Source organism: Rhizobium sp. BK312 (assembly GCF_014193605.1).
GTDB lineage: Bacteria > Pseudomonadota > Alphaproteobacteria > Rhizobiales > Rhizobiaceae > Rhizobium.
In genome coordinates, this window is the sequence record NZ_JACHZP010000001.1 from 97,171 (window position 1) to 117,831 (window position 20,661).

17 protein-coding genes are annotated in these 20,661 nt (G+C 59.9%); 8 read left to right on the forward strand and 9 right to left on the reverse strand.

What is annotated here, in order from left to right:
- Nucleotides 1–50: 50 nt before the first annotated feature.
- Both sufB and FHT85_RS00530 read right to left on the reverse strand, forming a co-directional pair.
- Nucleotides 51–1,520: a Fe-S cluster assembly protein SufB gene (gene sufB, locus FHT85_RS00525; protein ID WP_015340014.1), complete on the reverse strand. Its 1,470-nt coding sequence runs from the start codon at nucleotides 1,518–1,520 to the stop codon at nucleotides 51–53.
- A 146-nt stretch (nucleotides 1,521–1,666) separates the two neighbouring features.
- Nucleotides 1,667–2,833 (reverse strand): cysteine desulfurase family protein, encoded by a 1,167-nt coding sequence (locus FHT85_RS00530; protein WP_112411941.1) that lies wholly within the window; start codon nucleotides 2,831–2,833, stop codon nucleotides 1,667–1,669.
- Between the two features lie 233 nt (nucleotides 2,834–3,066).
- Here FHT85_RS00530 and FHT85_RS00535 point away from each other — a divergent pair, with 233 nt between their 5' ends.
- Nucleotides 3,067–3,744, forward strand: coding sequence for an alpha/beta hydrolase (locus tag FHT85_RS00535; protein ID WP_004108794.1), 678 nt, complete (start codon nucleotides 3,067–3,069; stop codon nucleotides 3,742–3,744).
- Between the two features lie 115 nt (nucleotides 3,745–3,859).
- Here FHT85_RS00535 and FHT85_RS00540 read toward each other — a convergent pair whose 3' ends face one another.
- Nucleotides 3,860–4,375 (reverse strand): GNAT family N-acetyltransferase, encoded by a 516-nt coding sequence (locus FHT85_RS00540; RefSeq protein WP_112401176.1) that lies wholly within the window; start codon nucleotides 4,373–4,375, stop codon nucleotides 3,860–3,862.
- 179 nt (nucleotides 4,376–4,554) lie between these two features.
- On the reverse strand, nucleotides 4,555–7,044 hold the full coding sequence (locus FHT85_RS00545) for a caspase family protein (RefSeq protein WP_112411940.1): 2,490 nt from the start codon (nucleotides 7,042–7,044) through the stop codon (nucleotides 4,555–4,557).
- Nucleotides 7,045–7,339: 295 nt separating this feature from the next.
- On the opposite strand from FHT85_RS00545, the gene tyrS reads away from it, so the two are divergent.
- Together tyrS and FHT85_RS00555 are read left to right on the forward strand one after the other, a co-directional pair.
- On the forward strand, nucleotides 7,340–8,596 hold the full coding sequence (gene tyrS / locus FHT85_RS00550; RefSeq protein WP_112334767.1) for a tyrosine--tRNA ligase: 1,257 nt from the start codon (nucleotides 7,340–7,342) through the stop codon (nucleotides 8,594–8,596).
- A 182-nt stretch (nucleotides 8,597–8,778) separates the two neighbouring features.
- Nucleotides 8,779–9,105, forward strand: coding sequence for a hypothetical protein (locus tag FHT85_RS00555; RefSeq protein WP_112334841.1), 327 nt, complete (start codon nucleotides 8,779–8,781; stop codon nucleotides 9,103–9,105).
- A 49-nt stretch (nucleotides 9,106–9,154) separates the two neighbouring features.
- Here FHT85_RS00555 and FHT85_RS00560 read toward each other — a convergent pair whose 3' ends face one another.
- Nucleotides 9,155–12,574, reverse strand: coding sequence for a DUF3971 domain-containing protein (locus FHT85_RS00560; RefSeq protein WP_112411939.1), 3,420 nt, complete (start codon nucleotides 12,572–12,574; stop codon nucleotides 9,155–9,157).
- 129 nt (nucleotides 12,575–12,703) lie between these two features.
- Between FHT85_RS00560 and FHT85_RS00565 the strand changes: the two genes are divergently transcribed.
- The 5 genes from FHT85_RS00565 (at nucleotide 12,704) to FHT85_RS00585 (ending at nucleotide 17,661) form a co-directional block, all read left to right on the forward strand.
- Nucleotides 12,704–13,186 carry a peroxiredoxin gene (locus FHT85_RS00565; RefSeq protein ID WP_112411938.1) on the forward strand — a complete coding sequence of 161 codons (483 nt, stop codon included), beginning with the start codon at nucleotides 12,704–12,706 and terminating at the stop codon, nucleotides 13,184–13,186.
- A 4-nt stretch (nucleotides 13,187–13,190) separates the two neighbouring features.
- A complete protein-coding gene (locus FHT85_RS00570) occupies nucleotides 13,191–14,021 on the forward strand; it encodes a ferritin-like domain-containing protein (RefSeq protein ID WP_112411937.1) in 831 nt (276 codons plus the stop codon).
- A gap of 115 nt (nucleotides 14,022–14,136) precedes the next feature.
- Nucleotides 14,137–15,453 (forward strand): peptidoglycan DD-metalloendopeptidase family protein, encoded by a 1,317-nt coding sequence (locus tag FHT85_RS00575; RefSeq protein WP_112411936.1) that lies wholly within the window; start codon nucleotides 14,137–14,139, stop codon nucleotides 15,451–15,453.
- 197 nt (nucleotides 15,454–15,650) lie between these two features.
- Complete coding sequence (locus tag FHT85_RS00580; RefSeq protein ID WP_112334762.1) at nucleotides 15,651–17,171, forward strand: DEAD/DEAH box helicase; 1,521 nt, start codon at nucleotides 15,651–15,653, stop codon at nucleotides 17,169–17,171.
- Between the two features lie 67 nt (nucleotides 17,172–17,238).
- Entirely contained in the window at nucleotides 17,239–17,661 is a 423-nt protein-coding gene (locus FHT85_RS00585) for an NUDIX domain-containing protein (RefSeq protein WP_112411935.1), read from the forward strand.
- 3 nt (nucleotides 17,662–17,664) lie between these two features.
- Here FHT85_RS00585 and FHT85_RS00590 read toward each other — a convergent pair whose 3' ends face one another.
- Genes FHT85_RS00590 through FHT85_RS00605 form a run of 4 tightly spaced genes read right to left on the reverse strand, consistent with a single transcriptional unit; the run spans nucleotide 17,665 to nucleotide 20,661 of the window.
- Nucleotides 17,665–17,985 (reverse strand): TfoX/Sxy family protein, encoded by a 321-nt coding sequence (locus tag FHT85_RS00590; protein WP_112334760.1) that lies wholly within the window; start codon nucleotides 17,983–17,985, stop codon nucleotides 17,665–17,667.
- A gap of 8 nt (nucleotides 17,986–17,993) precedes the next feature.
- Entirely contained in the window at nucleotides 17,994–19,628 is a 1,635-nt protein-coding gene (locus FHT85_RS00595; RefSeq protein ID WP_112401186.1) for an NTP transferase domain-containing protein, read from the reverse strand.
- Complete coding sequence (locus tag FHT85_RS00600) at nucleotides 19,625–20,332, reverse strand: XdhC family protein (protein WP_112411934.1); 708 nt, start codon at nucleotides 20,330–20,332, stop codon at nucleotides 19,625–19,627. Before FHT85_RS00600 ends, FHT85_RS00595 begins: the two co-directional genes overlap by 4 nt.
- A complete protein-coding gene (locus tag FHT85_RS00605) occupies nucleotides 20,332–20,661 on the reverse strand; it encodes an XdhC family protein (protein WP_015340028.1) in 330 nt (109 codons plus the stop codon). Before FHT85_RS00605 ends, FHT85_RS00600 begins: the two co-directional genes overlap by 1 nt.

Genomic DNA, 20,661 nt, shown 5'->3' on the forward strand with positions numbered 1-20,661 from the left:
TGAAGGTGCGGCGCGCGCGGCGCGCCAAAGCTAATTCTGATTCGTGTGCGTCAACCCACGCTGCCTTCGAGCGAGATGCCGATGAGCTTCTGCGCTTCGACGGCGAATTCCATCGGCAGCTCCTGCAGCACTTCCTTGACGAAGCCATTGACGATCAGCGCGATCGCCGCCTCGGTCGGGATGCCGCGCTGCAGGCAGTAGAACAGCTGATCTTCGGAAATCTTCGACGTCGTGGCTTCATGCTCGAACTGCGCCGTCGAGTTCTTTGCCTCGATGTAGGGCACCGTATGGGCGCCGCACTTGTCACCGATCAGCAGCGAGTCGCACTGCGTGAAGTTACGCGCGTTCGACGCCTTGCGGTGAGCCGAAACCTGGCCGCGATAGGTGTTCTGCGAGACGCCGGCGGCGATGCCCTTCGAGACGATGCGGCTCGACGTGTTCTTGCCGAGGTGGATCATCTTGGTGCCGCTATCGACCTGCTGATGACCGTTGGAAACGGCGATCGAGTAGAACTCGCCGCGGCTGTCATCGCCGCGCAGGATGCAGGACGGATATTTCCAGGTGATGGCAGAGCCGGTCTCGACCTGCGTCCAGGAGATCTTGGAGCGATGGCCGCGGCAATCGCCACGCTTGGTGACGAAGTTGTAGATGCCGCCCTTGCCGTTCTTGTCGCCCGGATACCAGTTCTGGACGGTCGAATACTTGATCTCGGCATCGTCAAGCGCAACGAGCTCGACGACGGCGGCATGCAGCTGGTTTTCGTCGCGCTGCGGCGCCGTGCAGCCTTCGAGATAGGAGACGTAGGCACCTTCTTCGGCGATGATCAGCGTGCGCTCGAACTGGCCCGTGTTCTTCTCGTTGATGCGGAAGTAGGTCGATAGTTCCATCGGGCAACGAACGCCCTTCGGCACGAAGACGAACGAACCGTCCGTGAAGACGGCCGAATTCAGCGTCGCATAGAAATTATCCGAGGTCGGCACGACGGAGCCGAGATACTTGCGCACCAGATCCGGATGCTCGCGAATGGCTTCCGAGATCGACATGAAGATCACGCCGGCCTTCTTCAGCTCTTCCTTGAAGGTGGTGACGACCGAGACAGAATCGAACACCGCATCGACGGCGATCTTCGGCTTCTCAACGCCGGCAAGGATCTCCTGCTCGCGCAATGGAATGCCGAGCTTCTCATAGGTTTTCAGGAGTTCCGGGTCGACTTCGTCGAGCGACTTCGGACCGGCGAATTTCTTCGGCGCGGCGTAGTAGTAGATATCGTTGAAGTCGATCTTCGGATAGTCGACGCGCGCCCAGGTGGGTTCTTCCAGCGTCAGCCAGCGGCGATAGGCCTCAAGACGCCATTCCAGCATCCATTCCGGCTCTTGCTTCTTGGCGGAAATAAAACGGACAATGTCTTCGGACAGACCCTTGGGAGCCTTGTCCATTTCGATGATGGTCTCAAAACCATACTTGTATTGGTCCACGTCAATCAGGCGAACCTGATCGACCGTTTCCTGGACTGCAGGCATTTCGTTCTCCAATCTCGCCGGATCCAAGGTCCGGCAGCTTGTCAACGTTGCGGCAGACTTATGTCTGCCTTCTATGTAGTCGGCCAAAAGGGACTTTTCACCCCGCTTGGCAAGCGGAAATTTCGGTTTCCGCAAAATTGTGGCCGTCAGGCCGCCGCACCCGCCAGCTTGCGTCTTCCCGCAATGCGGGCAAAAGCAGCGATTGCACGATCGATATCCGTTTCGGCTGTGGTCGGCCCCAGCGAAATGCGGAGAGCTCCGAGTTTCGGGTCGCAGCCCATCGCCACGAGCACATGACTCTCGCCGACCTTGCCCGACGAGCAGGCTGAGCCGGCAGAAATCGCCACGCCCTCCAGATCGAAGGCAATCTGTCCGGTTTCGGATTTCAATCCCGGCAGCGTGAAGAAGCTGGTGTTCGGAACGCGCGGGCCACCCTTCCCATGAATGATGACATCCGGCGCTGCAAGCTCCATGCCCGCTTCCAGCCGGTCGCGCAACGAACCGATCGCGGCATTGCGAACCTCGAAGTCTGCGGCAGCAGCCTCGGCAGCCGCACCAAATCCGATGATGGCAAGCGTGTTTTCCGTGCCGGAGCGATGGCCTTTTTCCTGGCCGCCGCCATGGATCAACGGTTTCGGCATCAGCACCTCGCCGCGCGAGACGAGCGCGCCGGCACCCTTGGGACCACCGATCTTGTGTGAGGAGACGATCAGGAAATCCGCGCCGATCGCATTGATATCGAGCGGAATGCGGCCTGCCGCCTGAACGGCATCCACCATAAGGAGGCCGCCCGCGGCCTGAACGAGCTTGGCCGCTTCACCGACAGGCTGGAGAATTCCGGTCTCGTTATTGGCGAGCATGATGGCAACCATCGGCAGGCCATTAGCCTTGTCGTGAGCAGCAAGCATGGCCTCCAGCGCGGCAAGATCGACCGTACCGTCCGATGTCACCGGGATTTCGCTGACATTATCCCTTGTAAATCGCCCGCCTTCACGCACGGCTGGATGCTCGACGGCCGATATATATAGATGGCTGACGAGAAGCGGCGTCCGCCCCATGCGGAATTCCGGCGTCAGCACCATATTGGCCGCCTCTGTGGCGCCGCTCGTAAAAACGACATGGGCGGGTTCGGCACCGGTCAATCTTGCAACCTGCCGGCGTGCGGCCTCGACAGCTGCGCGGGCTGCCCTACCTTCGCCATGAACAGAATTGGGGTTGCCTTGAATATCCATTGCGCGCAGCATGGCTTCGCGCGCCGCCGGATGAAGCGGTGCGGTAGCATTCCAGTCGAGATAGAGGCGTGCTGCCGCCATAATCTTCTTCCTGCGCGACTTTGCTTTCCTGCGACCGGCTCATTTTCCTTGAAATTTCAGCCGGGCATGCCTTATGACACGTTCCACAAACCGTTGCGCAAACAACGCGCGGACTACCGCATCAAGTTTCGAATTGTTCTAAACTGCGTTCTAGAAAAGATGAGCGCATTCGTCAAGTCAACTTGCTGCGTGCCGTAGGGTTTGAACGCAGAAAAAGAAGAGCCGGAGTATCGATGCCCGAAGTAATTTTCAACGGCCCCGCGGGTCGCCTTGAAGGCCGCTATCAGCCCTCCAAGGAAAAGAGCGCCCCGATCGCGATTATCCTTCATCCCCATCCGCAGTTCGGCGGCACGATGAACAATCAGGTGGTCTACCAGCTCTTCTATATGTTCCAGAAGCGCGGCTTCACCACGCTCCGCTTCAATTTCCGCGGCATCGGCCGCAGCCAGGGCGAGTTCGACCACGGCGCCGGCGAGCTTTCCGATGCGGCCTCGGCCCTCGACTGGGTCCAGAGCCTTCATCCTGATTCGAAGAGCTGTTGGGTTGCCGGCTACTCCTTCGGCGCCTGGATCGGCATGCAGCTTCTGATGCGCCGTCCGGAAATCGAAGGCTTCATGTCGATCGCGCCGCAGCCGAATATCTACGACTTCTCCTTCCTCGCACCCTGCCCCTCGTCCGGCCTGATCATCAACGGCGATGCGGACAAGGTTGCTCCTGAAAAGGACGTCAACGGCCTCGTCGAGAAGCTGAAGACACAGAAGGGCATCCTGATCACGCACAAGGTGGTTCCGGGTGCCAACCACTTCTTCAACGGTCAGGTCGAAACGCTGCTCGGCGAATGCGAGGATTATCTCGATCGTCGTCTGAATGGCGAATTGGTGCCGGAACCGGCTGCCAAGCGCATTCGCTAAGAGACGGTGCCCCTTCAGAGCGTTTCCGCCGTTCTTTTAAACACGGAAACGCTCGATCTTGCTGTTTTGCGCATTCCGGTCGAAAATCCGCTGCGCACTCTTCTCGGGCCTGCTCTTAGCGCGACATCCTGAAGCAAATGCCTTGAGCACCGCTGACTACGATCGGCGCTTCGTACTGCATGCCGATTTTCTGCAGAACTCGCTGCGATGCGACGTTTTCCGGATGCGTGAATGCGATGAACCGATCGGCAAAGCCGCGGTTGAAAAACCATTGCGCGAGTGCGCCGGCGATTTCCGTGGCGTAGCCGTTGCCCCAAGCGTCCTGCCGAAGCGAATAGCCGAGTTCGAACTCGCCTCGCCCTCTCTCCTGAAAGCGCGAAAAGCCGGCACGGCCGATAAAGCGTCCATCCTCGCGCCGCAGCATCTTATATTTGGTCACACCGTCGCGCGCATGTTCATCGAACCAGCTTTTCAGCCGCTCCTCGGCCTTCTCCAGCGTCCAGGGAGCCGCGCCTGAGAGATAGCGCGTGGTCTCGATCGTCGAATGCAATTGCCGAATCATTTCGGCATCACCCTTGTCCCACATCGTCAGAACGAGGCGTGGGGTTTCGAGTATGATGGTGTCACTCATCTGCCTGCCTGTTTTCGTGATGGACCTGCAGCCTGCCGTAATACTTATGTCAGGGCCGATTGACGACCGGTCGGTCAGTGCTAACCGCTTGGCCTGATTTCAACAAGCCGATCAAGCGACAATATCGCATGCGAAGGCCCGCCGAAGCGGGCTTCCACATCATCGTTTGATATCATCCGTCAGTGACATGCCGGCAGGCCGGGAGCGCCGCACTTCTTCTTTTCAGGAGGCTTCTGCGGCGGAGGCGGAGGAGGTCTCTTCACCTGCTGCTGCACGACCTTCGGCTGCGGCTGCGGCCTGGGCTGGGCCTGCGGCTTCGGCGCTGGCGCCCTCGCCTGTGCCACCACATGCGGCGCGGGTTTGGGCTGCGCCGGAGCCGGATTGGCTTGCCGCGACGGCGTGGCAGCGACATGAGGCTGACTGCTGACACGAGGTGGATTGTTGGGGATGGCCTTGGGCTTCGCCGGAGTTCTGGCGGCAACAGCCGGCGCTGCCGGAGCATGCCCATTGGGTTTCGGTGCAGCGGCGACCGGATTCGGTTTGCCGCCCGGCATTGCTTGCGGTGCCGGGGTCTTGGCAATCTGGTTTTGCCCCTTCATGGCAGGCGCATTGCCAACGGCCGGCAGCGGTTGTCCCTTGGCACCGGGAAGCGCATGTGTATTGGCGTTCGGCGTAGCCTGAGGCTGTTGAGCCTGTTTGGTCTGCGCTGCGCCAGGATTGACCGGCAGCTTGCCCGTGGCTGGCAGAGGTTGACCGTTCGCGCCCGGAAGCGCGTGCGCATTGGCATTTGTGCCTTGCTGGGCGGGTTGAGTGGCGACAGACGGATTATGCACCGCATTCGGCGCAGCTTGCGGCGATTGCCCCGGCTTCGTCTGAGCCGTTCCCTGATTGACGGGCGGCTTGCCACCAGCCGGCAGCGGCTGACCATTGGCGCCGGGAAGCACGTGGGCAGCGGCGTTTCCGCCTTGCGGCTGCGGCGACGGCGCCGCCGCTGGAGCAACTCCAGGCATCGTCTTAGCGGCCGCGGCGGGATTCTGCCTTTGTATAACTGCCGCCTTCTTCTGTACCGATGGCGGCAGGGCAACATGCAGTGCTGCAGCCCCTGCTCCGGCGATAACGGCCGCGCCGGCGAGTTTCTGACCTGTCGTCAGCCCAGGTGCTGCGGGTGCCGCCCCGTTCTCGTTGATCACAGTGTTGTTGTTGATGACCGTCGTGTTGTTCACGACCGTATTGTGGATGTTGTTGAAGATGACATTGTTCTCGGGCGGCGCGATATCGCGTGGCGGTTCGACCCATGCAGGGACCGGCACGAAGACCGGTGCCGGCAACACATAGAGATCGACCGCAGGCTGCGGCGGCGCCAGCTCGACGAAATCCGGCGGCGGTGGCGCAAGGAAGACGACGGGCGGCGGTGGGGCATACCCGAAATCGGCATCATCAAAATAAAGCACAGGCCGCTCGACATAGACCACTTCCGGCGGCGGCGGTGGCGGCACGTCATATTCTATGACCGTAAAGGAAGGCGGTGGTTCAAGGGCTACCTCGAAATGCTCGAGGCGACGGCGGGCATCCCAGACGTGGGGACCGCGCGGATAACGCCTCAGATAGGACCAATAGGCCTCCGGGGTGTCGGCTCGCCATGTCTCGCGCCAGGTTATCGCCTCTCGGCGGGCAGCGATGATGGCGCGCACACGCCTTGCCATAGAATCGTTCGGATAGGCGGCGAGGAAATCCTCATAGCCCTGCAGCGTGTCGCGATCGAGCGCGGCGAAATAGGCATCACGCTCGTCGAAATCGCGAATGGGCTTCGTCCGGTTTGCCACATCCTCGGTGCTCGCCACCGCAGCAGCCGGCGCATTCGGTCCGCGATCGAAGAAAGTAAAGGCGTTCTTGAACTTGGTGGTATCCCAGGAAATTTCGGCGCCCTTGGTCAAGTCACCGACCCGCAACCGTGTGCGATCGAAGACCTCATCAACCGAAAGGCCGCCAACACGGATCATCTCCGCCAGCGCATGCGCATAGGAACCATAGGGACCGGCCTCCTGCGGTGCGACCGTGCCGGGCGCCGCATTGAAGGCAATTAGCTGATTGGCATCGGGATCGACCAGCGCCAGACCGCCGGCCAGCGGCTGACTTGATTGCACGAACGGATTGGCTCTAGCCGCGTCGAGCACGACGATGCTGCCACGATTATTGATGGCCGACAGCGACTTTGTGAAGTCGCTCACGCGGACGGCCTGGACGGGGACATCCGTGGCATTGGCGATCTGCGCATCCACAGGCACGAAATAATTGTCGCCCTGATATTGAACCCCGTAGCCCGCCAGATAGACAAAGACGACGGTGTTAGGGCCTGCCGCGTTGGCTTTCGTCAGAAAGTCGCGCATGGCATCGCGCAAGCCATTCTGATCGAGATCGCGCGCGCCTATCACATCGAAGCCCGCGGCCTGCAGCGTTTGCGCGATCAAGCCGGCATCATTGGCCGGCGTCGGAAGCGCCCCCACCGTGTAGGCGGCGTTACCAACGACAAGCGCTATTCTCTTTTCAGGGGAACCCTGAGCTTCGGCCGGATTCGCAGCAGCAATACCGACCAAAACAAACATCATGGCAAAAAATGCCCAGATCGTCTTTTTGGATGACAATCCCATCTTCGAAAGCAGAGGCGACATACCGGTTTCTTTCACGAAACATGAGGTGCGTACGGGATCAATAAGAAAATGCCTAGGATTCGATTCGGGCGAATGCGGGACTTATTCCAGGCAGATTCGCGGCCATGTTACGGTCTATTGACGTTGAGAGGCGTCCGTTTACAAACGCGCCGCCCTACGACATGTGTCGAAACTTGTCGTCTGTTCCCAGCAAAATGATGACGCGTCCCCAAATCGGTGCTAAACGCGCGCCCAACGTCAAACAATAGCGACTTCGCCGCATCCTTCAGGGTTGCGGCCTCGAGAGACCAAGATCATGGCTGAGTTCAAATCCGATTTCCTGCGTACCCTGCAAGAGCGCGGCTTCATTCATCAGATTTCCGATGAAGCCGGCCTCGACGACCTCTTCGCCAAGGAAACCGTGACGGCCTATATTGGCTATGATCCCACGGCATCGAGCCTCCATGTCGGCCATCTCACCCAGATCATGATGCTGCACTGGCTCCAGGCGACCGGCCATCGGCCGATCTCCTTGATGGGCGGCGGCACCGGCATGGTCGGTGATCCCTCCTTCAAGGAGGAAGCCCGCAAATTGATGACCATCGACATGATCGAGGACAATATCGCCTCGATCAAACGCTGCTTCTCGAACTACCTCGACTACAACAAGCCCGGCAACGCGGCCTTGATGATCAACAATGCCGAATGGCTGCGCTCGCTGAATTATCTCGAATTCCTGCGCGATGTCGGCCGGCATTTTTCCGTCAACCGCATGTTGTCTTTCGACAGCGTGAAGACGAGGCTTGACCGGGAACAGTCGCTGTCGTTCCTCGAATTCAACTACATGATCCTGCAGGCCTACGATTTCGTCGAACTGGCAAAGCGTTACGATTGCCGCCTGCAGATGGGCGGTTCGGATCAGTGGGGCAATATCGTCAATGGCATCGATCTCGGTCACCGCATGGGGACCAAGCAACTCTTTGCTTTGACCTCGCCGCTGCTGACGACCTCCTCCGGCGCCAAAATGGGCAAGTCGGCTTCCGGTGCCGTCTGGCTCAATGCCGACCTGCTGCCTGTTTATGATTTTTGGCAATATTGGCGTAACACCGAGGATGCGGACGTTCCGCGCTTCCTCAAGCTGTTCACCACGCTGCCAATGGACGAAATCGCGCGGCTTTCCGCCGTTGCGGGTTCGGAACTGAACGAAGTCAAGAAGATCCTTGCGACCGAAGTCACCGCGATCCTTCACGGCCGCCCTGCAGCCGAGCAGGCGGCCGAGACCGCCCGCAAGACCTTCGAGGAAGGCGGTCTGTCGGAAAATCTGCCGTCGATCGATGTTCCCTCCTCCGAACTCGACGCTGGCATCGGCCTTCTGGCTCTGATCGTGCGCGCCGGTCTTGCCGGTTCGAACGGCGAGGCTCGCAGGCACGTTCAGGGTGGCGCCGTGCGCATCAACGATCAGGCCATCAGCGACGAGCGCAAGGTGATTGGTACCGGTGAAGTCACAGCTGATGGTGTCATCAAGCTCTCCCTCGGCAAGAAGAAGCACATCCTGATCCGTCCGGCCGCTTGAACGACCGAACGGCCTGAGACCGTATAAGGCCGGCGACTTCTCGCCGGCTTTATTATTTTTGGTCAATCCGAAGCAAGGCACTGTCAATGCTCGCGACTGGTTGGATAATTCATTGCATCCTCATGTCGGATCGCGACCTGCCCGTTCGTCCTCTGTTAACGTTCCAACCCTGGAGGTGGATTATGGATGAATTGCCGGTAATCAAGACAAGGCGCAAGGGCCGAAGCTCTACGCAAAGCATGTTGATTCCCAATGAAGAGATGGTCGCTCACGCGCTCTGGGCAGCACCTCCGGGTCGATTGTCCGATATTGCGGACGTGAGAAAGGCGCTTGCCAGGCAGTATGGCGCAGATGCCTGCTGCCCTGTCACCGTTCAGCGACACCTGGTGCAGATCAGCCAAAGCGGCGCGGCTCCGTTCTGGCGTATCGTCGACCCAGATCGACCATTCGCGCGGCGCATGAGCGGTGGACCGGAGCGCATACGAGAGCGGCTGGCGGAAGAAAAATGATCCACCCTGCCTCAGCTACCGAAAGATGGAGGCCTTAGCGCCGTCCGCCTCAATATTCGAATATCTGCCTGAAAACGCCCGGTGCGATGATCGAGAGAGGATTGATCTGCAGGTTCGATTTCTCGATCGTACCGGTCAGCCTGAAGGTGATGCCGATCAGGCCGCGATCACTGCCATTGCCCAGGATGAAGCCGACGATCGGAACTTCCGCGAACAGCCGGTTCAGGCCGTAGGCGGGCATGAATGTTCCCGTCATGTCCATTTTGCCGCTGGCGTCCTTCAGCACGCCCTGGAACGTCGCTCCGACCTGCACACCACGCACCACGCCGTTCTCGACGGAGAGCACCCCATCGCGCATCACCAGCCGCGCAAAGCCGCGCTCGAAGCTCTGCGAACGCGTATCGATATTCTGCTTCACCGCTGAATTCAGGCTCTTGCCGTTCTTCCCGCTCGGCGTCGACACGATGGTCGAGAGTTTCTTGTCATCGATGATGGAGAAGTTGCGGATATCGAGCGAGCCGTCCCAGTCATCCTGCCCGATCGAGCGCAGCGACAGATTGAGCAGCCCACCCTGCAAATGCTTGTAGAGGTCGGTGAAGCGCGCAACGGCGCCTGCATCGCCGCTCGTGATACGGATGACGCCGTTGGCCCCTTTGCTCATCTGGGTGACGAGCGCTTCGCCGCTACGGGTCAAGCCCGAAAAATCCGCAGCCGTCGTCTTGCCGCCCGAGATCGAATAAACGCCTTTGACATTGCCGACCGTCTCGTCATTGAAGCCTATGACCTTGTCGAGATTGGCGCGAACCGTCGCACTCGCCGAGCCATCCCCATTTGAACTCTGCTGGCCGCCCGATGTGGATGCCTTCAGGCGCGCGAGGATCGGTCTTATGTCAGCGGAATTTCCCGATACGGCGACGTCATAGCCGCCGCTTTTGCTCCGCTTGAGCGAAAGCGCGAAATCGTCGAGCGCCGAAAGTTTCACGCTGGTGAAACTCGCCGAGGTAAGGCTCCCCTTGCTGATCAGAAGATCGCCGCTGGCGCCGAAGCCATCGCCCTTGAGCGTGAAATTCTTGAGCGCCGTCTGGCTGTCCGGGCCGGACGCTTCGAACTGTGCAGTCGCCGCAATGCCGCTGCCCTTCGACCAGCCGATCCAAGGAACGGTCAGGGCAGCCTTGCCGAGATCGACCTTCACGCCCTGACGATCGTCATCAATGCGCGTCAATTCCACTTTGACCGGCCCGTCAATCATATCGCGAAGTCCAGGCAGAACGGTGTTACGCTGCGCATCGGTCAGCGTTGCCGTGATCACCCGGGCGCGCTTGACGGTCGACTTGCTATCGGTCGGCTCGACCATGTCGATCTGGGCGGGAATGCCATCGATCTGAGCCTGGGCTTGCAGATGCACGGATTGCGGATCAGCCGAAATCACGCCAGTCAGATTGTCGATCTTGCGATTGTTCATCGGCTTCAGCAGATCGACATTGTCGAGATCAAGTGTCGCCCGCCACTCCGGCGGAGGCGGCTGCTGATCCTTGATCAACCCTATCCTGGCATCGACCTTGGCGACGATCTTGCCGTTGAAATCCTCCGGCTTGAATTCGGTCCGCTGCAGGACCTCCAGCGGCTTGTAGCTCAGAAGTTCGCCGATGGCGTCGCCGGAGCCTGAAATCGTCAAATCGAGATTGGCCATCAGCGGCTTATCGTAGGTCGCCGGGATCGAGAAGCTGCTGTCGCTCAGCGTGATCGTGCGCCCCGTGGAGAAATAGGAGGTCGCCGAGGCGATATCGACCACCATATTCGGACCGGTCAGATCGAAATGGGCCTTGGTGTCGCGCAATGGTGGGATTTCGCCCGGGACATTCATCCGCGCGCCGTCGATGTCGAAGGCGATATGCAGCTCATTCTTGCCAAGCTGCAGCTTACCGGTCTGTGACGCTTCACGCAGCCGGCCAGCCGGAATGAAAACGGATATGACGGCGTTGGTCACCGATCCGCCGAAGAGATTGCCCTCGACCCAGGTTCGAGGTTTCGAGGCCATCCAGAACGGCCATAGCTGCTTGACGGCAGCCGTGTCGAGCTTATCCGCGCGGCCGCCGAAACTGATCTCAGGCGAACTGTCGCCGAGCTTCATATGCAGGGAGCCGAAAAGCGCGCCTTGTGGTGTCGATATGCCGAGATTATCGAACTGGAATTCCTTGGTCGTCGAAAAGAACCGGCCGGTAGCACGACCATCGAAGCTGATGGGCTTCTCCCCTGACAGAGACGAGGCGGCGACCCCATCCTTGATCACGAAGTCGATGCCAAAGCCCTTCCCTGCATTGGCGTCGACGCGGTCGAGATCGATCAGCGCGCCGGAGAACGGCACGGTCGTCCCGAGGAACTGTGCATTGGAGGGGGCAATCTCCAGGGTCTGGTGATCGAAATTGTAGGCCAGGTTGATATTGGCCTGCGTCAGCTCCTGCGGATCATGGTCCATATAGAGGGTGCCGGGCTGAACTTTGACGGTGGCACTCAGCTTCGGATCTACACCCGCCTCTCCTTTGACCGCCGAAAGCGTGATGTCCCCGAAGGTCGTGAAGCCCTGTCGGGGCGTACCATTAGGATCATAGGCCATCGTGAGCGGCCTAAGGTCGAGATTGGATATCCTAGCCGCGAGCGAAGAGCTGCGACCGGCCTCCTTTTGATCCGCCCGCACATCCAGAAGCGCCACGGAACCATTGATCGCTACCTCGCCGTAGAGATGCAGAGAATTCGGTGCAGTGCGCTCGAAGGTCAGATTATCGACGACAAGCGAGATCGGCTCGCCTTCCTGCCGCGCCAGCTTCATGGAGAAACCGGAAATACGCACGGAATTCGTGCCGCCTCGCTGGACGAAATGTTCGAGAAAGTCGAGATTGTCGAAAGCCGCATTCAGTGCCTTGGGTAAGGCATCAACGCGCAGGGCAGTCAAATCCACCGGGTCGCCTTGCGGCAGCAGCGAGGTATCGAGCGCGATCCCCTCTGCCGCGACACTTGCCACTTCCACCCGGCCTTCAATGAGGGCCAAGGGGTCAAGTTCCATGTTGACGGCCGACATCGTCGACAGATGCTTGCCGCTCTCCTGGTCGACGACGTTGACGTCGCGAGCCTCCAACGCCAGGCGGAGATCCGAGGTAAATCGGACCACGGTCGCGCCCACCTCTGCCTTGTAACGTGGGCCGATGGCATGATCGAGCGCAGTCTGCGCCTTCTGCGACAGCGGCGCATCGAAGATGCCGCTTTCGATCGTCGCTATGACAGCACCGAGAATGATGGCGAGAAAAGCAAAGAAAACCAGTGTGATACGGCAAACATGCCAGACATGCGAGCGACGACGGCGGACGCGCTCCGGCACATGCACGATCAACGGATCCTCGGCTTGGGCGGACGGCAGATTGTCGAGCGGCACGAGATCCTTTTTGCGGAATGTTATCTTTTCGCCTCGGATCACTCCTGCGCGTGCCTTTCGCTCTCTACAATTTTGTTGGTGACGCTGCGTCCCATTGGACGGCACACGCGAGCAGTATATATGCCTTCCCTCAAGTGTCATCTAAAAAACCGGCAAAAGAAAGGTTTTCCCGTGGCGGAAGTTTTCCCAGTTCAACTCGGCATTGGCGATAAGGCACCGGATTTCGATCTTCCACGCGACGGCGGCAATCGCGTTCGCCTTGCCGATTTTGCCGGAAAGCCGTTGGTGATCTATTTCTACCCCAAGGACGACACCACCGCCTGCACGACGGAATCGATTACCTTCACGGCACTGTCAGCCGATTTCGCAAGGCTCGGCGTCGCCCTTCTCGGCGTCTCGCCTGACACGGTGAAAAGCCATGAAAAATTCGTCAAGAAGCATGCGCTTTCCGTGCCGCTTGCCTCAGACGAAGAAAAGACCATGGCAATGGCCTATGGCGTCTGGCGCGAAAAGAGCATGTATGGCCGCACCTATATGGGTGTGGTGCGCTCGACCTTCCTGATCGACGCCGATGGGCGCGTCGCTGCAATATGGGACAAGGTCAAGGTTGCTGGACACGCCGAAACCGTTCTGGCCGCGGCCAAGGAACTCTGAAGGCATGTCCGGCAGTTCCGAAACCATCACGTCGCTACGCGGTGGCGCCATTGCCGCGATCCGTTCGGCCGATCTCGATCGCAAGACCGAGCTTGCCCAGGAATCGGCAAACCGCTGGTTTGCGCGCACCCTGTCGCTGCGTTCGCCGCTCGACCCGCCACTCGCCGATCGGCCTGGCCGGCCGGAAAAGCCGCAGTTGGTGCCGCCGAAAAACATGGAGAAGCGCTCGCTGCACACGCTGAAAGGCCGAATCGCGCTCCTGCATGCCATTGCCCATATCGAGCTGAATGCCGTCGATCTGGCGCTCGATATCGTCGCGCGTTTTGCGACAGGACCGGTCCCCAACTCCTTCTTCGACGGCTGGATGCAGGTCGCCTTCGAGGAAGCCAAGCATTTTCGCATGGTGCGGGCTCGCCTGCGGGAACTCGGCGCGGATTATGGCGATCTACCCGCCCATGACGGCCTCTGGCAGGCTGCCCATGCGACCCGCACGGATCTCACAGCCCGCTTGGCCGTGGTACCACTGATTCTCGAAGCCAGGGGCCTCGACGTGACGCCCGCGCTGCAGGCCAAAATGCGTGAAACCGGCGACCTGGAGAGTGCCGCCATACTCGACGTCATCTACAATGACGAGAAAGGCCATGTCGCCGTCGGCGCCAAATGGTTCCGCTTCCTGTGCGCGCGGGAAAAACGCGATCCGGCCCGAACTTTCCAGGAGCTGGTGCGCGCCAATTTCCGTGGTTCGCTGAAAGCTCCCTTCAATGACATCGCGCGGGCGGAAGCCGGGCTGACGCCATCCTTCTACCGTTCCCTGACGTCCACAAGCAATGCCTGATATACTGATAACAAGCAGTTTTTCCAGCATCTAATACTGCAAAAGAAAGCATTCGTTAACCATAATGCCGTGTACTTCCCTTGGGTGCCAATACGCGCCGATTGGGAGATTCTCGGTGACAGCCAAGCCTCAAAACCGGGTTTTCGGCAAGCAACAGCGACATCACACCATTATTCTGGCGAGCGGCGATACCGTGCGCCATATGACCGTGCGCCCGTGGATGGCTGCCGTTACCGTCTGCATGGTCGGGGTCTTCTCGATCGGCTATCTGCTTGCAACCTCCTATCTTGTACTTCGCGACGATCTCATCGGCGCGACGATGGCTCGCCAGGCGCGCATGCAATATGACTATGAAGATCGCATCGCCGCGCTGCGGGCGCAGGTCGACCGTGTTACCTCGCGTCAACTCCTGGATCAGCAGGTCGTGGAGGAGAAGGTCGACAAGCTGATCGAACAGCAGCAGCAACTCTCCTCACGCAACGGCAAGCTCAGCACTCTTCTCGACCGGGCGGAGAACTCCGGCCTGACCGATAAGAACGCGCATACGGATGCCAACTCTGCCGCGCCAAAGAATGAACATGCCCAGCTGACGTCACCCAAGGCAATCGAAAAGCTTCTCCTGAGCGGCAAGCCGGCTGACGCCACACCCGACAACTCCACGCTTGCCTACGTCCCTGCCCCCGAAACTGTCGCCGACCGTGCCGACCGGGTTTTCTCCAAGGTGACGCTGTCGCTGAAGCATATCGAACAGGATCAATTGTCCCGCATCCGCAATCTCACCGCCGATGCATCCGAAACCGCGACTTCGATCCAGTTGATCATGCAGAATGTCGGCATCAAGGTGCCGAACGAGATCGCGGGCATTGCGCGTGAAGATACGGATAGCGGTGTGGGCGGCCCTTATGTGCCGCCTGAGAATATCGACCAGTTCGAGCGATCCATGGCGGAGCTCGATACCGCCTTGACACGTCTGGAAACAGTGCGGGGCGCAGCCGAAAGCCTGCCTTTCCGCAACCCGGCGCCGGGCAAGCTTATCACCAGCCCTTTTGGCAACCGCAAGGATCCCTTCTTCGGCATGCTGGCTCTCCATACCGGTACCGACTTCCATTTCAGCCCCGGTGAGAAGGTCAAGGCCACCGCCCCCGGCAAGGTGGTTTCGGCGGGCTGGACTGGCGGCTACGGCAACATGGTAGAGATCGACCACGGCGACGGCATCTCCACCCGTTATGGACATATGGAACAGGTGCTCGTCAAAGTCGGCGACAAGGTCAGCGCCGGCGATGCGATCGGTCTTGCCGGCAGCACCGGGCGCTCGACGGGAACGCATCTGCATTATGAAGTGCGCGAGAACGGACATGCCATAGACCCGATGTATTTCATCGGTGCTGGTACGAAACTCGCAAGTTACATCAGCGGATTGGGCGCAATTTAGCTGCTGGAATTGTGACAAACGCGCAACAAAGATGGCACTAATCCAAAAATTGCGTTATGAATGAACTTCAGGCCTGTTGAAGCGCCTGCTTTCCTTGACTTCACGGGTATTTGGTTCTATGTCGCGCTGCATTGCGGCACGCTCCTGTGTGTCGACTCATGGTGTTCGACTGAACCAAGACGGAATTAGATTTCCCTTTGACAACATTTGCTGACCTTGGCCTGAGCCAAAAAGTCCTTTCCGCGGTGACTGACGCGGGCTACACCACACCGACTCCTATCCAGGCCGGTGCAATCCCCTTTGCGCTTCAGCGCCGCGACATCTGCGGCATTGCCCAGACAGGGACCGGCAAGACCGCGTCCTTCGTGCTGCCGATGCTGACGCTGCTCGAAAAGGGACGCGCTCGCGCTCGTATGCCGCGCACGCTCATTCTGGAGCCGACGCGCGAACTCGCCGCGCAGGTCGCCGAAAACTTCGAGAAGTACGGCAAGAACCACCGCCTGAACATCGCCCTTCTGATCGGCGGCGTTTCCTTCGAAGAGCAGGACCGCAAGCTCGAGCGTGGCGCCGATGTGCTAATCTGTACGCCCGGCCGCCTGCTGGATCATTTCGAACGCGGCAAGCTGCTGATGAGCGCCGTCGAGATCTTCGTCATCGACGAAGCCGACCGCATGCTCGACATGGGTTTCATCCCGGACATCGAGCGCATTGCCAAGCTCATCCCCTTCACACGTCAGACGCTCTTCTTCTCGGCAACCATGCCGCCGGAAATCCAGAAGCTGGCCGATCGCTTCCTGCAGAACCCGGAGCGCGTCGAAGTCGCCAAGCCGGCATCTACCGCCAAGACCGTGACGCAGCGCTTCGTTGCCTCGCACGGTAAGGATTACGAGAAGCGCGCTACCCTGCGCGATCTTATCCGCGCACAGACGGATCTGAAGAACGCGATCATCTTCTGCAATCGCAAGAAGGATGTGGCCGATCTCTTCCGCTCGCTCGAACGCCACGGCTTTTCTGTCGGCGCGCTGCACGGCGACATGGATCAGCGTTCGCGCACGACGATGTTGCAGAACTTCCGGGACGGACAGATCCAGCTTCTCGTCGCCTCCGACGTCGCAGCTCGGGGTCTCGATCTTCCCGATGTCGGTCACGTCTTCAATTTCGATGTTCCGATCCATTCGGAAGACTATGTCCATCGCATCGGCCGCACCGGTCGCGCCGGTCGTTCCGGCGCTGCATTCACTCTCGTGACGAAGCGCGACACCAAGCATGTCGATGCCATCGAGAAGCTGATCGGCGAAGATGTCCAATGGCTGAACGGCGATCTTTCGGCTCTGCCGCCTGCAGACGAGAGCGCAGACGACAATCGGTCTTCCCGCCGCCGTGATCAAAAGAGCAAGGGCCGCGATCGTGATCGCAGCCGTGGAGGCCGCAGCGCCTCGAGTCATAAATCTGATATCGACGTCGAGGATAATGACGTCGTAGCGATCGAAGCAGCACCAACAAAGGCCGAAAGCGTGAAGAACGAGCGCAAGTCTGAGAACAACAATAACAGGTCCCATAACGGTTCTCGCAACAGCCACCGGCCTTTCCCCGCTGCCAATGACGATCATCGCGAGCGCCGCAACCGTTATCGCGATCAGGATGATGGCCCGACTCCGGTTGGCTTTGGCGACGATATTCCCGCTTTCATGCTCATCGTGGCAAACGCCAAGGCCTGATATATCCAGTTCAGATACGCAGCAGATCGGCTTGCCGGATGTTGCGTCCAATCTCGGGATTTGAATATTGGGCAAGCCCGGCATCGATTTCCCAGGACTAGGAACCGGTCTCGCAATCTTGCGGGACGGCAAGCTTTTGCTCTACCGGCGCCTCAAGGCTCCGGAAGCCGGATGCTGGAGTATCGTCGGCGGCAAGGTGGATCATATGGAACCGGCGGCCAGCGCCGCCGTTCGCGAAGCCGAAGAGGAAAGCGGCCTCTCCATCGGTGAAATCGATTATCTCTGCACTGAGGAAGTCATCATTGAGGCCGATCGGCAGCACTGGATCTCGCTCATCTATATCTGCCGGGACTTTTCCGGCGAACCACGGCTGATGGAACCGGATAAGCTCTCCGATTTCGGATGGTTCGGCCGAAACGAATTGCCGGTGCAGCTTTCCGAGTTCGCCAAGGCAACCATCGCCCATTTGAGCGAAGAAGACTTTCGCTAAGACCTACTTCTCCGAGCGAAGCGCGGCCTCATAGGCAAGTCGCACCCAACGCGCCATTTCATCCGGATCGTCGAACGCATCGTCGGGTATCGACCAATAGGGCATGTTGACGGCCTTGCCTTTCTTGCCCTCGTAGGCCCAGCGCCGCGCACCTGCCGCTTCGAATTCGGAAGCACTGGTATCGTCCGCCTTCAGAAGGATTTCGTCACCCACCTCCAGCGCCAGGATCCGACCCATATGGTAGATGCCCTTGCCGCCGAACATCCGTTTGATGGTGATCGGCCCGAGCGACTGAAACATCTCCTCGATATCGATATTGTCCATTCTCTACCCTACCCCTTCAAAACTCCGCCGGCCGCGACAACGGCCTCAGGCGTATCGACATCGAGATGTGCCGCCTCGCCGATCTCGACATCAATGACCGGAAGACCCGATGTCTCGATAATATGGCGAGCGCCTACATCGCCCTCCAGCCGCATTACGGCGTTCAAAACGGAGCGGGGAAGTATAACGGGATTGCCGCGCTTGCCGCCCGATACCGCCCGCACGATCGCCTGGCCGTTCGCCTGACGAAAGGCTGATATCAAGGCTTTCAGATCCTCGCTTGTGACACCGGGCATATCGGCCAGCATGATGAGAACACCATCGGCCCTTTGGGCTGCCCGGGTACCGACGCCTGCAACCAGCGAACTGGCCATGCCCGACGCATAATCCGGATTGAGTACGACCTCGACGGCGAGACCACTTAGTGCGGTTTCGATCTCATCGCACCGGTGCCCGGTGACGGCAACGATATCCGATACGCCGCTTGCGATGGCGATGGATGCCGAACGGCGTACCAGAGGCACGCCATCGAATTCCGCCAGTAGCTTGTGCGAACCACCCTTGCCCATTCGGCTCGCCTTGCCGGCAGCCAGCAGGACGACGGCGACCGATATTTCAGCCGCCGGCTTAGCGGCAATGTCGCGCGGCCGTGGCCGTGATTGAATTTCCATGAGCAGCCCTCCAACGCCCATGCCGGTGATATCCTGCGGCGTCGGTCGTTCTCCGGCTAATATACGATCCAGCACCCAGTCGAAGCCATTCTCCTTCGGGCTGCGCGCGCATCCCGGCGCCCCGACGACATAGACGTCGCCCACCCTGCCCATCACCAACAGATTGCCCGGATCGACGGGCATGCCGACCTGAATGACCTCGCCGCCGGCAAGCCGGATTGCCGCCGGAATGACGTCGCCCGCGTCGATGACCGCCGACGCCCCGAAAACGATTACCAGTTTCGCAAGCCTGTCCTGCGCGGCGAGAGCGCGACGGATCGCGCCGGCAACATCGGCCGCTCTATGGGCAACACGCTCTTCCCGCTGCAGCACGCTGCCCGAAGGCTGCAGCCGCTGCGAAAGGATGCGGGCCGTCTTGTCCATGACCGAGGCCTTCAGCGACGGCAGCTCCGTGGCGACAAGCGAAACGGCATGCGGCAAGAAGGGCTTGACCTCGAAAGCTGGCATCCGCCGGAGAATTTCGACACCAGCAGCGATTTTGGCTCCGGAAACGGCGAGCGGAATGATCTTGAAGGTCGCCACCATGTCGCCGGCTCGCACAGGTACATGGTCTGCAAGACAGGCAAGGGTGATCGCCGGGTCGAGACTGTTGATCCGATCGACCGCCATGCGATCTGCAACGAACAGACCGTCAACGGCGCTGTAAACATTCACCCGCCCTGTCGCCGCTTCAGAGAACGTCAGATGATCGGGCGCGACAGCTCGGGCCAATTGCTCGGCTGCCTCGTCTTCCATGAGATCGCCCGGTTCGATGCGCGCAGCGATAACGCGGTCAATTCCGGCAGCGGCGAGTTGCTCTATATCTTCGCCGCCAAGCCGATGTCCCTTGGAAAAACTACCATTGGTCAGCCGGATTGAATGCGCGAGAACCGCGCCCTCCGCCTCCGCCGTCAAGAACTCACCGAAGATCATGGCGCAACGCCCTTTGGCGACGAGACATCGCGCCCACGAAGCGAGCCGATGATCTCCGCCAGGATGGCAACCGCAATTTCGGCCGGGCTGGCAGCGCCGATGGCACGCCCGATCGGCGCATGGATGCGGGCGAGCTCGGCGTCGCTCAAGCCTTCCCGCCTCAAGCGTTCCAGGCGGCCGGCGTGCGTCTTGCGACTGCCGAGCGCGCCAATATAAAAACAGTTCGTCTTCAACGCCTGAATAATCGGCTCGTCATCGATCTTCGGATCATGGGTTACCGCCACCAGCGCCATATAGCTGTCGAGCGGCCGCTCTTTCAGCGCATCCACGGGCCAGTCGGCGATGAGATCGATGCCTTCGAAGCGCTCCGGCGTGGCAAAGGCGGTGCGCGGATCAATGATCGTCACATCGAAGTCGGCAAGCGCCCCCATCCGCGCGAGAATCTGGCTGATATGCACGGCGCCGATGATAACGATGCGCGGTGGTGGCAGATGTACGTTGAAGAACAGGCTCTGGCCGCCGAGATCGAGTGCCGCGGACTTGCCGGAACGGAATGCTGCTGCAGCGGCATCGGCGAGCACGCCGTCCAGCGCATCACCTTCGACGATAAGCCGATCGGGGCCTCCGGAGAGATCGGTGACGAGGATCGCCGCGTGCCGCTTGCGCCGCATCTCGTTCAGCCGCGCCAGTATCTGCCGGTCCATCAGCCGAGCCTTTCGACATAGACGCGGATGCGGCCGCCGCAGGAAAGGCCGACCCGCCAAGCCGTCTCATCGGCGACGCCGAATTCCAGCATGCGCGACTTGCCCGTTTCGATGACGTCGAGCGCCTCGGTGATGACGGCACCTTCGACGCAGCCGCCGGAAACCGACCCATGGAAATTTCCCTCCCCATCGATCACGAGATGGCTACCGGATGGGCGTGGCGCCGAACCCCAGGTATCGACAACGGTCGCCATGGCCACGTTGCGGCCTGCCGACACCCATTCCTCCGCAATCACGAGCGGATCCAGACTTTCGGATATATCTGACAT

Bases quoted from the DNA above. Each gene is read 5' to 3' on its own strand.
- sufB (WP_015340014.1), bottom strand. From the start codon at position 1,520: ATGCCTGCAGTCCAGGAAACGGTCGATCAGGTTCGCCTGATTGACGTG.
- FHT85_RS00530 (WP_112411941.1), bottom strand. From the start codon at position 2,833: ATGGCGGCAGCACGCCTCTATCTCGACTGGAATGCTACCGCACCGCTT.
- FHT85_RS00535 (WP_004108794.1), top strand. From the start codon at position 3,067: ATGCCCGAAGTAATTTTCAACGGCCCCGCGGGTCGCCTTGAAGGCCGC.
- FHT85_RS00540 (WP_112401176.1), bottom strand. From the start codon at position 4,375: ATGAGTGACACCATCATACTCGAAACCCCACGCCTCGTTCTGACGATG.
- FHT85_RS00545 (WP_112411940.1), bottom strand. From the start codon at position 7,044: ATGTCGCCTCTGCTTTCGAAGATGGGATTGTCATCCAAAAAGACGATC.
- tyrS (WP_112334767.1), top strand. From the start codon at position 7,340: ATGGCTGAGTTCAAATCCGATTTCCTGCGTACCCTGCAAGAGCGCGGC.
- FHT85_RS00555 (WP_112334841.1), top strand. From the start codon at position 8,779: ATGGATGAATTGCCGGTAATCAAGACAAGGCGCAAGGGCCGAAGCTCT.
- FHT85_RS00570 (WP_112411937.1), top strand. From the start codon at position 13,191: ATGTCCGGCAGTTCCGAAACCATCACGTCGCTACGCGGTGGCGCCATT.
- FHT85_RS00590 (WP_112334760.1), bottom strand. From the start codon at position 17,985: ATGGACAATATCGATATCGAGGAGATGTTTCAGTCGCTCGGGCCGATC.
- FHT85_RS00595 (WP_112401186.1), bottom strand. From the start codon at position 19,628: ATGATCTTCGGTGAGTTCTTGACGGCGGAGGCGGAGGGCGCGGTTCTC.
- FHT85_RS00600 (WP_112411934.1), bottom strand. From the start codon at position 20,332: ATGGACCGGCAGATACTGGCGCGGCTGAACGAGATGCGGCGCAAGCGG.
- FHT85_RS00605 (WP_015340028.1), bottom strand. From the start codon at position 20,661: ATGTCAGATATATCCGAAAGTCTGGATCCGCTCGTGATTGCGGAGGAA.